This window comes from Peribacillus sp. YIM B13481 (genome assembly GCF_042787985.1).
GTDB lineage: Bacteria > Bacillota > Bacilli > Bacillales > DSM-1321 > Peribacillus > Peribacillus simplex_A.
Genome location: NZ_JBHZPE010000021.1, coordinates 32950 through 46557 on the forward strand (window position 1 = coordinate 32950; position 13608 = coordinate 46557).

At 40.8% G+C, this 13608-nt stretch carries 13 protein-coding genes; 12 read left to right on the forward strand and 1 reads right to left on the reverse strand.

The window, feature by feature from the left end:
• Nucleotides 1-3 precede the first annotated feature (3 nt).
• The 12 genes from panD to ACFX4X_RS13690 all read left to right on the forward strand — a co-directional run bounded on the left by panD (nt 4) and on the right by ACFX4X_RS13690 (nt 12498).
• On the forward strand, nt 4-387 hold the full coding sequence (gene panD, locus ACFX4X_RS13635; RefSeq protein ID WP_089363169.1) for an aspartate 1-decarboxylase: 384 nt from the start codon (nt 4-6) through the stop codon (nt 385-387).
• Nucleotides 388-592: 205 nt separating this feature from the next.
• On the forward strand, nt 593-3373 hold the full coding sequence (gene dinG, locus ACFX4X_RS13640) for an ATP-dependent DNA helicase DinG (protein WP_317777785.1): 2781 nt from the start codon (nt 593-595) through the stop codon (nt 3371-3373).
• 154 nt (nt 3374-3527) lie between these two features.
• On the forward strand, nt 3528-3698 hold the full coding sequence (locus ACFX4X_RS13645; RefSeq protein ID WP_064505144.1) for a YpmA family protein: 171 nt from the start codon (nt 3528-3530) through the stop codon (nt 3696-3698).
• 18 nt (nt 3699-3716) lie between these two features.
• Complete coding sequence (locus ACFX4X_RS13650) at nt 3717-4193, forward strand: cell wall elongation regulator TseB-like domain-containing protein (RefSeq protein WP_284470328.1); 477 nt, start codon at nt 3717-3719, stop codon at nt 4191-4193.
• 20 nt (nt 4194-4213) lie between these two features.
• Nucleotides 4214-5398, forward strand: coding sequence for a pyridoxal phosphate-dependent aminotransferase (locus tag ACFX4X_RS13655; protein ID WP_377384165.1), 1185 nt, complete (start codon nt 4214-4216; stop codon nt 5396-5398).
• 314 nt (nt 5399-5712) lie between these two features.
• A complete protein-coding gene (locus tag ACFX4X_RS13660) occupies nt 5713-6390 on the forward strand; it encodes a GntR family transcriptional regulator (RefSeq protein WP_125162236.1) in 678 nt (225 codons plus the stop codon).
• Nucleotides 6391-6499: 109 nt separating this feature from the next.
• Nucleotides 6500-7417, forward strand: a complete 918-nt coding sequence (hpaI, locus tag ACFX4X_RS13665; protein WP_061463846.1) for a 2,4-dihydroxyhept-2-ene-1,7-dioic acid aldolase — start codon at nt 6500-6502, stop codon at nt 7415-7417.
• 78 nt (nt 7418-7495) lie between these two features.
• Nucleotides 7496-9010 (forward strand): 5-carboxymethyl-2-hydroxymuconate semialdehyde dehydrogenase, encoded by a 1515-nt coding sequence (gene hpaE / locus ACFX4X_RS13670; protein ID WP_377384169.1) that lies wholly within the window; start codon nt 7496-7498, stop codon nt 9008-9010.
• 31 nt (nt 9011-9041) lie between these two features.
• Entirely contained in the window at nt 9042-10025 is a 984-nt protein-coding gene (gene hpaD, locus ACFX4X_RS13675; protein ID WP_089363227.1) for a 3,4-dihydroxyphenylacetate 2,3-dioxygenase, read from the forward strand.
• A 112-nt stretch (nt 10026-10137) separates the two neighbouring features.
• Nucleotides 10138-10395 (forward strand): nucleotidyl transferase family protein, encoded by a 258-nt coding sequence (locus ACFX4X_RS13680; RefSeq protein WP_377384172.1) that lies wholly within the window; start codon nt 10138-10140, stop codon nt 10393-10395.
• A gap of 194 nt (nt 10396-10589) precedes the next feature.
• The gene (locus ACFX4X_RS13685; protein ID WP_377384175.1) at nt 10590-10931 is read left to right on the forward strand and encodes a DUF485 domain-containing protein; all 342 of its coding nucleotides are present in this window, start codon (nt 10590-10592) and stop codon (nt 10929-10931) included.
• A gap of 1 nt (nt 10932) precedes the next feature.
• Nucleotides 10933-12498, forward strand: a complete 1566-nt coding sequence (locus tag ACFX4X_RS13690) for a solute symporter family protein (RefSeq protein WP_377384177.1) — start codon at nt 10933-10935, stop codon at nt 12496-12498.
• A 158-nt stretch (nt 12499-12656) separates the two neighbouring features.
• On the opposite strand, the gene ACFX4X_RS13695 is transcribed toward ACFX4X_RS13690, so the two are convergent.
• Nucleotides 12657-13526 (reverse strand): LysR family transcriptional regulator, encoded by an 870-nt coding sequence (locus tag ACFX4X_RS13695; RefSeq protein ID WP_284470335.1) that lies wholly within the window; start codon nt 13524-13526, stop codon nt 12657-12659.
• Between the last annotated feature and the right edge of the window lie 82 nt (nt 13527-13608).

Below are 13608 nucleotides of genomic sequence, written 5' to 3' on the forward strand. Positions count from 1 at the left end.
TAAATGTTTCGAACGATGATGAATGGAAAAATCCACCGTGCAAGGGTAACTGAAGCTAATTTGAACTATGTTGGCAGTATTACAATTGATGAAGACATAATTGATGCGGTGGGTATTCTGCCCAACGAGAAAGTCGCCATCGTGAATAATAATAATGGTGCGCGACTTGAAACGTATGTAATTGCGGGTGAACGGGGGAGCGGTGTTGTGTGTTTGAACGGAGCGGCAGCAAGACTGGTTCAGCCGGATGATATCGTGATTATCATTTCTTACGTGATGGTATCCGAGAATGAACTGGGAGATCACAAACCAAAAGTTGCGATTATGGATGAAAACAACAAAATCATTGAGCTGATTTCAAACGAACCTGCAGCAACAATCATGTAAGCGGAAGGCCGGCACACGTGCATGAATCATGCATACGGGTGCCGGCCCTTTTCGTCTAATGTTGAATGGTGGAATCGTGGGGAGCCTGTTTTTTAGAATGGGCATGATGAACGGCTTGTTTCCTTTATTACGATTATTATGGTATAAAAAAGATAAGAGAATTCCATCAGGAAGTGGAGAAAGCGAAGTTTGAGGTGTACAATTCATGACGCAACGATATGTAGTGGTCGATTTGGAAACAACAGGGAATTCCCCGAAAAAAGGGGATAGGATTATTCAATTTGCTGGCGTGGTCATCGAAAATGACCAAATTGTCGATGAATACTCGACATTCATCCACCCTGGTCAGGAAATTTCCTTGTTTATTGAAGAATTGACCGGAATAAGCAACGAGACGGTAAAAAATGCACCTGACTTTGAAGATGTCGCAGAAAATATTGCCCGGCTGATAGAAGGGGCTTGTTTTGTTGCCCATAATGTTTTATTTGACTTATCTTTTTTACAGGAGGAACTAGTACGCTGTGGATTTGAGCCGTTTTATGGTTCCACCCTTGATACAGTGGAGTTAGCAAAAATATTAAAACCAACATCCGATGGATACAAGCTGCACCAACTGGCTAAAGAAGAAAACCTAGATCATTCCAGGCCCCATCAAGCGGATAGTGATGCATATGCCACCGCTTTATTATTGTTGGAATTGAAAAAAAAGTTGATGAAACTTCCAGTGATGACGCTTAAACAGTTATATCGATTATCTTATTCCTTACAAAGTGAGATTTCCGAATTGATAGATGCTTGCATTGCAAGCAAACTTGCTAAAGCAGAAGTCCATTCACCTGAACTTATAACTTATCGGGGCCTTGCATTTAAAAAGGCAGTCGTTGAAAGTGATCATAAAGACACGGAGTCAGAATTCCCGCTCGATAATGAGGAAAAAATAGCCTTGCTTCAACGTGCATTTCCGGCTTTTGAAGCAAGAAGCGGACAGCTTGATATGATGAACATGATTCACCATTCCTTCGAATCCAGCCATGATGCAATCATTGAAGCTGGGACAGGTATTGGAAAATCCTTAGGTTATCTGCTTCCAGCCGTTTATTTTGCAAGAAAACATCAAAAACCGGTCGTCGTTTCGACATATACGCTTCAGCTACAGGATCAACTTCTCCAAAACGAGGTTCCTAAGCTGAAGGCAATCCTTCCCTTCACCTTTCAAGCTGTTTTGTTAAAGGGGAGAAGTAATTATTTGAGTTTGGCAAAGTTTGAAAGGGCATTGCGTGAAAAGGAAGATAATTATGAAACGGCATTAACGAAAATGCAGATATTGGTTTGGCTTACTGAAACCGTAACAGGAGATAAAGATGAATTGAATCTTACAAGCGGTGGTCAGCTGTTTTGGAATAGACTGCAAAGTGATGGTCTTACATACGCCGGTTTAAAACAGCCCTGGCTTGAATTGGACTTTTTTGAAAGGGCCAAAAGAACGGCGGCCAAGGCGGATATCATCATTACTAATCATTCATTTTTAATGACGGATCTACTGACAGAAGACGCCTTGATTCCCAAGAAAGGGTATCTGATACTCGATGAAGCACACCATTTGGAACAGGCTGCATCTAAACAACTAGGAAGCAGGCTTAACTATATTTCGGTGAAGACGGTTTTGAACAGAATAGGGACATCAGATCAAAAGCAATTATTGTACAAATTGGACAGATTACTCTTAAATAAGGGACTGACAGATGGGAAGCCTACGTATGAATTAGACCAAAAGCTGAATGATTTCTCCTATGAATTCGAACAGCTATTTTATTACATCTCCAATCAGGCGGAAAAACTTTCACGTTCCATGAGTCCGAAACGGCTTTCATTTAAAATTGATGATGGCAGATGGGGTAAAGCGATCCTGGTGGCTGAGCGATTGGTGGACTTGTTAGGGTATATCATTACGGAGTTAGAGAAAAGATTGGCTCTTTTATTGAATAATGAGTCCCCCTTAGGGAAAAATTCATTGTTTTACTTAAATGATATCGAAGTCCTGCTTGGACAATTGCAGGACACAAGGGACTCCTTACATGAATTTTTCATTAAGCCGCATGAAGAGAATATATATTGGCTTGATTATACGAATGCGGCACCTCAGCATGGGGTGACACTGACGGTTCAGCCGATTGCAGGAAGTAAATGGTTGTGGGATTCCTATTTCGGGCACCAAAAAAGTGTGGTAATGACATCAGCAACCCTTGTCGTGAAGGATTCTTTCAATTATTTTAAAGAGCAACTCGGTTTAGAGAATGAGCCAATGCAGACAGCAAGGTTTCCTTCGCCTTTTCCATATAAGGAACTCGTAAAGGTTCTGGTTCCAAATGATATACCGGATATCAATTGCTTATCAATGGAGGAATTTTCCGAAACCGCGGCAAACCACATTATTGCCGCAGCTCAGGCAGCCAAAGGCAGGATGATGGTATTATTCACCTCACATGAGATGCTGCGGGCAACCTATTATTCCATCAAAGACACTGGGGTTCTGGATGAGTTCACCCTCTTTGCACAAGGGATTTCTGGTGGAAGCCGTATGAGACTGCTCAGGAATTTCCAAAACTTCGAGAAAGCCGTCCTTTTTGGGACAACAAGCCTTTGGGAAGGAGTCGATATTCCAGGCGAGGATTTATCTTGTTTAATCATCGTCAGGCTGCCTTTTTCTCCACCGGATGAACCAGTGACAGCAGCAAAATGCCAACTTCTCGAGAAGCAAGGGCGTAATCCTTTCTCAGCGTATTCTTTACCAGAAGCTCTGTTAAGGTTCCGACAAGGATTCGGCAGGCTTATACGAACTCCAGAAGATAAAGGGATTTTGGTTATTCTCGATCGCCGCATCGTCACTGCCAAATATGGTCCTGAATTTCAAAAGGCCATTCCGCAAGTCGACTGGCACCAAACCTCAATAATAGAAATGGCTGATATGATAGAAGAGTGGATTTAATGAACCTTTAGATTATTCATTAAGCTAATAGAATTTTTATGAATTTATAAAGAAAAATAACTTTTGAACTGGTATAATGTGAAAGGTGGTAAAGCCTTCTAATCCTATTCATACCAGTGGTTGTTGACAAATTTTAAAATGGAGGGGCGTTTTCATGGAGAGTAAAATAGAAGTAATTTCGACAGTCAGGTTGCAACATTCTCCTGATCTGTATAAAATTGTGGATTCTTTGAACCGAACATTGAAAAAAGATGACTTAATGTTCGGTCTGGCATTGGATTCCGAAGATCAAGAAAAAGCGATATTTACAATTTATCGTACATAGAAAGAGGGAAAAGCAGCTTTGAAAAAATGGTTGATTATTGCTTCTATCCTAGTCCTTTGTTTTATCGGATTTGTCAGCGGTGCATATATTAAAGCGATGCAGCCTAAAAAAGAAGCTGGTAATGAGGCTTTTAAACAGGCGAAGGAAAAGGCCGGCCTTGTGACAATGGATGAATTCTACCTTTATAATGGGAAGGATTCATACTCCGTCATCATTGGTAAGGGAGAAAAAGGAACTAAAAAAATAGTCTGGCTTCCTGAGGACAAGAAGAAAGAAATAGTAGTGGAAAACTATAAAGATGGAAAATCAAAAAAAGAAATCTTAAGCATTGTCAAAGATAAACTCAATCCCCAAAAAATCATTTCAGTTAAGCTGGGCATGGAAAAGAATGTTCCTCTTTGGGAAGTAACTTATCTTGATAAATCCGAGCGTTTTAACTATGATTATTATGATTTTAAAACTGGGAAATGGCTTAAGTATTATCGAAGCATTTAGAAATGGAGGATTAATTTAAAATGAAATTAGCTAACCGAGTTCAGTCATTAACGCCATCAACAACATTGGCCATCACGGCAAAAGCAAAGGAACTTAAGGACCAAGGTCTTGATATTATTGGTTTGGGTGCTGGTGAACCAGACTATAATACGCCCCAACATATTATAGATGCAGCCTTTCAATCCATGAATGAAGGTCAAACTAAATACACGCCATCAGCTGGTCTGCCGAAGCTAAAAGAGGCAATTGCAGCTAAATTGAAGCGTGATCAAGGCTTGGATTACAAACCTTCTGAAATTGTAGTAGGCTCAGGTGCAAAGCATGCACTTTACACATTGTTTCAAGCGATCCTGGATGAAGAAGACGAAGTCATCGTTCCGATACCTTATTGGGTAAGTTATCCTGAGCAAATCAAGCTTGCTGACGGAAAGCCAGTTTATATTGTCGGTACGGAAGAAAATCAATATAAAATCACTAAGGAACAATTAGAACAAGCGATTACCGAAAAAACGAAAGCGGTTATCATCAACTCGCCAAGCAATCCAACTGGCATGCTTTATTCCAGGGAAGAACTAGCGGCTATCGGGGAAGTTTGCCTAGCTCATGATATATTGATCGTTTCCGACGAAATTTACGAAAAATTGGTTTATGGAAATGCTAAACATACATCCATTGCAGAGATTTCACCTGAATTGAAAAAGCAAACGATCATCATCAATGGTGTTTCTAAATCGCATTCGATGACAGGCTGGAGAATTGGTTATGCCGTTGGTGAAGAGTCCATCATTAAAGCAATGACGAATCTTGCTAGCCATAGCACATCAAATCCTACGACAACTGCTCAATATGGAGCGATTGCCGCGTATGAAGGTTCGCAGGAGCCCGTGGAAGAAATGCGTCAGGCATTCGAAAGCCGCTTGAATAAGGCATATGATAAATTGGTTGAGATTCCAGGTATAAGCTGCATTAAACCACAGGGAGCATTTTACTTATTCCCGAACGTTAAACATGCAGTTGAATTAACTGGCTACAGCAATGTTGATGATTTTTCGACTGCGTTGCTGGAGGAGGCTCAAGTGGCTGTTATACCGGGTTCAGGATTTGGTGCACCTGATAATATCAGGCTCTCTTATGCAACTTCATTGGAATTGCTGGAAGCAGCCATTGAAAGAATCCATTCATTCGTTAAATCAAAAATGTCATAAAAAATTTAACCTGCAGACTACCTGGCTACAACGGGGTCTGCAGGTTTTTTTTGTTTAAAAAAATCGAATTAGTACATATGGGAAGAAGGCATGATAATGCATTCTTGGTTATTTCAAAAGGCGAGTAAAAAAAGACATGCTCAAGGATTCCCAGGAATTGAAAAACCCCTCCCTTCGCCATGGGAGTTTTTCTCATATGCATACGTAACCGATCATAATGCGAATCAGGATTTGTAAATAAAAAAATGAAAATCATATATGATATTTAATAAAAACCGATTGCAATCATATATGATTTCATATATGATAAAAATATGGAAGATAAAAACAAAAACCCCAGCAAAAAGCAAATTGCCTATGAGCACCTTCGTAAATTAATTTTGGATGGAACATACGGTTCCGGACAGCGAATCATTATCGATCAAATGGCAAAAGAACTTGGTTTAAGCCCTATTCCTGTCAGGGAAGCGATCAGACAACTGGAGTCTGACGGGCTTATTCAATATAAGCCTTATAGTGGAGCAGTGGTTACAAGCATTAATGAGAGCGAATACATTGAAACCCTTTCTGTTTTATCTTTGCTTGAAGGCTATGCAGCTGCCCTCAGTTCTTTAACGATGACTGATCATGATTTTGATAATCTAATTAAATTAAACAAAGAAATGGAAAAAGCGCTCCATCACTTTGAATTAGAGCTGTTTGGTAAGTTAAACGAGTGTTTTCATGCTGAAATTTATGAAAAGTGCGGAAATTCCTTTTTAATGGAGGAAATTAAACAGGCGCAACAAAGAATGAATAGAGTCAGAAAATCCATGTTCACCATGGTGCCGCAAAGAGCAGTCCAATCCATTCGTGAACATGAAATCATCATAAAGCTTCTACAGGAAAAAGCTTCTTTTGAAGAAATTGAATCATTGGTAAGAAAGCATAAATTGAATGCCATCAGTACATTCAAGCAAAGGGCGGAATCTAATCACGATCAGGCACTATGATGACCTAGGCTTTGTTTTATGATAGTCGATCGATTATTTATAAAAACAAAGCCGATTTTTTTACTTATATTTTTCCGAATATTCAAATAATGAAAGGGTGGCAGAAAAAATGTATGAGGATATCAAAAGTCGTTTAAGAGGATCCATCGCTCCAGTAATCACTCCGTTCGATGACAAGATGGAAGTGGATGTAAAAGCAATTGAAAATCTAGTAAACTGGCATATTGAAAGCGGTTCCCATGGAATCTCGGTATGTGGCACTACCGGGGAGCCCAGTTCACTATCGATTGAAGAGCGGGAATTAGTGATGGAAACGGCAATTAAAACAGCAAATGCCCGTGTTCCGGTCGCACCAGGTACTGGCTCTGCCAATCAGAAAGAAACGTTACATTTGACAAAAAGGGCACAAGAAATGGGGGCGGAAGCTGCTTTAGTGATCGTTCCCTATTACAATAAGCCAAATCAACAGGCACTTTACAATCATTTTAAAACGGTTGCTGATTCTGTTGACATCCCGCTTATCGTCTATAATATTCCTGGAAGAACGGCGACGAATTTAGAAGTGAAGACATTGGCACGTCTTGCTGAAGATTGTAAGAATATTATTGGTGTAAAGGAATCTAATAAGGATTTCGAACATGTAAACCGTGTCTTATTGAATTGTGGAAGAGACTTCCTCTTATATTCGGGTATCGAATTATTATGCTATCCAATGCTGGCTATCGGAGGAGCAGGACATATTAGTGCTACAGCCAATATCACCCCTAAGGAGGTGGCGGAAATTTATAACCATTGGGTGGAAGGTGATGTGGATAAGGCTCTTGACCTACATTATAAATTAATGCCATTGAATGATGTTTTGTTTAAAGAAACCAATCCAGGACCATTAAAAGCTGCGATGGGGATGATGGGAAAAATCAATCCTGCATTAAGGCCGCCTATGGGCCCGCCTTCGGAACCATTAGAAAGGGAACTGCGTGAAACCCTTCAATCATACGGATTGATTGACCAAGTGATTGAATCATAATTGCTAGATTGGGAAGATTGCAGGATCCGAACGATTATTGTCTTCTTCCATAATATATTTTTTAAAGGAGGATTTATCATGCCAACTTTTCCAGTGCAAGATGTCCAGCATTACATCAATGGTCAATTTGTTGATGGTGCTTCAGGAAAAACATTTGAAAATCTAAGCCCTTTTAATAATCAAGCAATCAATAATGTGGCAGAAGGGGTTAAACAGGACATTGATCAAGCGGTGGCTGCTGCAAGAGATGCATTCGATAACGGTCCATGGAGAACGATGAAAGTGGCAGAAAGATTGAAGTACATTAATAGGATCGCTGAATTAATTGAAGAAAATGCCGAAGAAATTTCCTATTTGGAATCACTTGACACTGGGTTGCCGATTAGCCAGACAAAAAAACAGGCAGCAAGGGGAGCGGAGAATTTCCGTTTCTATTCTGAAATGGTGAAAAGCAGGCTTATAGGAGAATCGTATCAAATGGATAACACTTTCATCAATTATACGATTCATAAACCGATTGGAGTGGCGGGATTAATCACTCCTTGGAATGCGCCTTTCATGTTAGAAACCTGGAAAATCGCCCCGGCCCTTGCAACAGGTAATACTTGTGTCCTAAAACCGGCGGAATGGTCTCCATTGACAGCTAATAAATTGGCTCAAATCATTGATCAATCCGGTTTACCAAAAGGCGTATTCAATATCGTTCACGGTTTTGGGGAGACAGCAGGGGCGTCCTTGGTTGCCCATCCTGAAGTCCAATTGATATCCTTTACCGGGGAAACGGCGACCGGCACTGAAATCATTAAAAATGGTGCGGATACAATGAAACGTTTTTCCATGGAACTCGGAGGTAAATCACCAGCGATCATTTTTGAAGATGCCGATCTAGAAAAGGCCCTGGATTCAGTGGTTTGGGGAATCTATTCATTCAATGGGGAGCGCTGCACAGCTAATTCCAGGTTATTTGTCCATGAATCGATAATAGACCAGTTCGTTGAAGAATTGAAGGAACGTGTTCATAATATCAAAATTGGAAATCCAATGGAACCAGGAACGGAAATCGGACCGCTGATCCATCGAAACCATTTTGATAATGTCTCCCGTTATCTGGATATAGCAAAAGATGAAGGGGCAGATATTGTAAGCGGTGTCATACCGAGTGAATTCAAGGAAGGGAATTATATCGCCCCGACGCTTCTCTTGAACTGTACAAATGATATGACGGTGGCACAGGAAGAGATTTTTGGACCAGTCATGGCAGTCATTCCTTTTAAGTCGGAAGAGGAAGTATTGGGTATGGCCAACGATGTAAAGTATGGGCTTGCTGCTTATGTATGGACCAATGATATGAAGCGTGGGCATAGATTTGCTCAAGCAGTCGATAGTGGTATGGTCTGGGTGAATTCACAAAATGTGAGGGATTTGCGGATACCTTTTGGAGGATCGAAATATAGTGGGGTAGGACGTGAGGGTGGCCATTATAGCTTTGAATTCTATACAGAAACACAGGTTATCCACGTGGCAATTGGAGAACATCATATTCCAAAGTTTGGGGATTTCAAACAAAATGCCGTTTCTTCTGCTGAAAAATAATCCGGTTTTCATTAATGAAAGGGAGAATACTATGAATTTTTCTATTATTCGTGTTGCGAGAACGATACTTAATGTAACAGATTTAGACAAATCAAGAGCCTTTTATGTGGATGCTTTAGGTTTTGTTGAAACGGAACGAACAAATGATCACATATATTTACGTGGTTTAGAGGAAGCGCATCATCACTCGCTTATCTTGCAAAAGGCAGAAAAGCCAAGCGTGGAAGTGATAGGATACAAGGTTGAAAAAGAGGAAGACCTTAAAGAATTGGAAACTATTTTCCTTTCCAAGGGAATGAAAATGAAGTGGATGAATGAAGGAACACAGCATGCACTGGGCAAATCACTCCGAGTTCAGGACATTTCAGGCTTGCCAGTGGAATTTTTCAGCAAAATGGATAAAGCCGAGAGATTGCTGCAAAAATTCGATTTGCATAGAGGTTCAAGGGTCCAAAGGATCGATCATGTGAATTGTAGTGTTCCAAATGTGCAAAAAGCCCATGATTTTTATGTGAAAGAATTAGGCTTTGCCTGCTCGGAAGATACTGTCGATGAGTCGGGTCAATTATGGGCCACGTGGCTACATAGAAAACAAACGGTCCATGACCAGGCATTCATGAACGGAATCGGTCCAAGACTTCATCATGTAGGCTTCTTTCTGCCAGATCCCCTTGCGCTTATCCATGCGTGTGATGTGCTGGCATCACTCGGATATGCAGGGTCGATCGAACGCGGGCCCGGAAGACATGGCCTATCCAATGCATTCTTCCTATATTTAAGAGATCCTGACGGTCACAGGATCGAATTATACAATGGGGATTACTTAACGTCTGACCCAGATACCGAACCGATTCATTGGAATCTGGATGATCCAAGGCGTCAGACATTCTGGGGGGCAAAAGCTCCGGATTCATGGTTTGATGAGGCTTCTGCTGTCCTTGATATAATATCAGGTCAAGAAGTTTCTCTTGAAGAACCGATACTGGAAAAAAGCAAGCCTGAATTCATCATCTGAATGAAGCGGGGATTAGGGTGAAGGGGCGAGCGTCCCATTAAAACTAACTTGACACTCAAGCATTTATAAGCCAAAAAGCATTGCATTACAGCAAGATTTGAAATTGGCGGTCATGACATTTTTTCCACACGCAAGACAAATCATGGATGGCGATCAACACCCCAACATGACTCCATTAGAGCAAAAAGTAATGCAGGAAATAGGTGTAGGAACCTTTATAGTCGTTAAGGGCCAAGTCTATAAAGAAAGTGCACGCCTACTAAAAGATGTGGTCTGGGGCAGGGCAGCAGTGGGTACTTACTGCTGCCCTATCTGTAAGCGTCCGACGGAAGGAATTCGGGTTGTGAATCGAGGAGCAAAAGGAGCCTGACCTTAGAACCTCTTACAGTAGATTTTTTTTATCCCCTGACTTGCAGTTCATTTGAAATCTTTACAATGGCCTTGCAATTGGATGAGGAGGGGAGCCTATATCCCATTGAGGAGAGCTGCTTACAATGGTGAAGATCAAGACTTTTGCTAGGTTACCGTCCTTGGAAATATAAATGCCAGAAGAGGTGTGAAGTGATGGTACAGTTTGAAAAACACAACCCTGAAGAATCGGAACAAACCAATCTATTGGATTATGAAAAGATTGTTGTTTCCAAAGAGTTTCAGCAGATGATTTCCGATAAAAAGAAATTTGTCATTCCTTTTACGATTTTTTTTATGGGGTATTCCCTTCTTCTGCCCTTCTTAGTTTTTTACACAGATATCCTGGATCACCCTTTCATTGGAGACATAACATGGGCGTGGGTGTACGGTGTCTCCATTACGGTTATGTCTGTAGGGGTTTGCAGCATATATGTAAGGAAATCAGAAAGAATCGATGAACAAATTAAAAAAATCATCGAGAAAGAAGGGCTTTAACATGAATTGGACAGTTATTATTCTATTTGCGCTAATGTCGATAGGCACCCTTTTCATCACGTATTTCGCATCCAAAAAAACTAAAACGGCAGGTTCTTTTTATACGGCAGGGGGCGGGTTGACAGCACGGCAAAATGGACTAGCATTGGCCGGGGATTTTATGTCTGCTTCCACTTTTTTAGGATTGATTGGGGCATTTTCCCTAACGGGGTATGATGGTTTTTTCCTGATGTATGGGGCACTTGTTTCATTCCTGGTCGTTTTATTCCTAGTGGCTGAACCTTTACGGAACTTAGGAAAATACACATTGGCCGATATGGTGACTACGAGGTTTAAGTATAAACAGGTCCGGGGAGTGACCGCCTTTAATACTCTGGTGATATCAGTCATGTACATGCTGGGTCAACTTGTTGCGGCAGGTGCTTTATTTAAATTGCTTTTAGACATCCCGTATAATGCATCTGTTATCATCGTAGGTATTGCAATGTTGGTATTTGTTCTATTTGGAGGGATGACTGCAACGAGTTGGGTGCAGATCATTAAAGCCATCCTGTTAATTGGCGGGGGGTTTATATTATTCATGATTGTCATGTGGAAGTTGAATTTTAATTTCGTCGGAATTTTCTCGGATATGAAAACAGCGACACCTATGGGTGCAGATTATTTGAAGGCAGGTATTAAATATGCCAGTGGTTGGGATGCAGCTTCCTTGTCACTAGGCCTTATTCTAGGAACAGCAGGTCTGCCTCACATTTTAATACGTTTTTTGACTGTCCCGAATGCACAAGTGGCAAGAAAGTCGGTTGTTTGGGTGATGTGGATTATGGGTGCTTTTCACATCATGGTCATTTTTCTCGGGTTCGGTGCAGCGAAGTTGGTTGGAACATCGAATATCATTGCTGCAAACCCAGCAGGGAACATGGCTGCACCATTATTGGCCCAACTTGTGGGCGGGGACATTTTATTCGCCTTTATTGCAGCGGTTTCCTTTGCAACGATACTCGCAGTAGTTGCGGGAATCGTGTTAACAGGTGCTACGGCTTTTTCACATGACTTTTATAATGAAATATTAAAAGATGGAAAAGCGACGGAAAAACAGCAAATGACGATGGCAAGATGGGCTTCCGTAGGTGTGACGGCGCTTGCGATCGTTTTATCATTAGGTCTGCAGGAATTCAATGTAGCGTTTCTAGCATCGATTGCCTTTACATTGGCCGCAAGTTCGAATTTGCCAGTCATCCTTCTTACAATCTATTGGAAAAAATTCAATAAAACCGGTGCAATAGTCGGTATGATGACTGGTCTTTTAGGTACACTTTTGCTCGTAGCCTTAAGTCCAAATGTCTGGAACCCTGTTCCGGGAGCCACCATAATTACAGGTAACCCGATTTTCCCTTTGAATTCACCAGGGATTGTGTCCATTCCGCTTGGGTTCCTGGCATGTTATTTAGGTGCTCTGTTCGGTAACCGCCGGGCAAATTTAAAAACGGTAACAAAAGATAATTTTAATGAAATCCTTGTAAAGTCCAATACTGGACATGACGTTAAGGGTGTTGTGCGACATTGAAGGATGTAAAAGCATACCTGCCCTTGTGAATGAACTGGGAAAAATCAGCCATCTATCTAAAGGTGGTTTTCCCCCTTTTATTGGATAAAATTCAAATCCACACAAAATTGATCGATGAATGAGTATAAATGAAATGAAGATCCATGGATAATGGCAACTCATTCAGAAAAAGTTTCTAGAAATTTGACGGCGCCTTTGGAAAGATAGCGGTCTTCGAGCCATATAAGGGCAGCTTCCGACTTTACTGCACAATCTTTGAATTCGACTATTTTTATACCCTGAGTTGAAAAAGATTTAGAGGTGGTGCGCGGCATGATAGTAGCACCTATTCCTTCTTTCACTAAAGATAATATCATTGCTGCATCAGGACATTCACATACAATGGCAGGTTCAAATCCATGTTTGAAGCATTCATCCACGATAAGTTCATAAGTACCTTGACCGCTAACCCTATGCAGCAATAAAAGGGGAAATTCTTTAATATGTTTAAATTCAATGGAGTCTGGGATATCCCAATCTTTTGGGGTGACAAGCACAAAATCTTCCGGCTGAAGGTTAATCGCTGAGAATTGCTTACCATTAATAGGAAGCCGTACAATGGCCAACTCGATTTCCCTGTTTATTAAGCCTTCCGTCAAACGGAACGTATCTCCTTCCATTAACTTGAAGCGTATGTCAGGGTATTCTGCTCTGAAGGTTCTCATCCTTTGCGGAATGTAAGAAAAGCAAGTTTTTACAGAACCTATGGAAAGAGTGCCCTTTACCCCTTTACTGACTTCCTTCACTTCCAGTAGGGATTCTTCAAACTGGTTTAATAGAGCTTCAGCTTTTTTATATAGGACCTTGCCAGTTTCAGTGAGTTCAAGTTTCTTTCCATTCCGATCGAAAAGCTTTTCACCGATTTCCATTTCCATTAATTTAAGCTGCTGGCTAAGAGGCGGTTGGGCCATATGTAATTTTTTTGCGGCTTTTGTTACTTGTTTTTCCTGAACGATGGTCACAAAATACTTTAACTGCCGGATGTCCATTATATACACCTCATACATATGATTTACATATACATATTGAATTTTTTAAGTATTATATATATATCATAACACATGGTATATT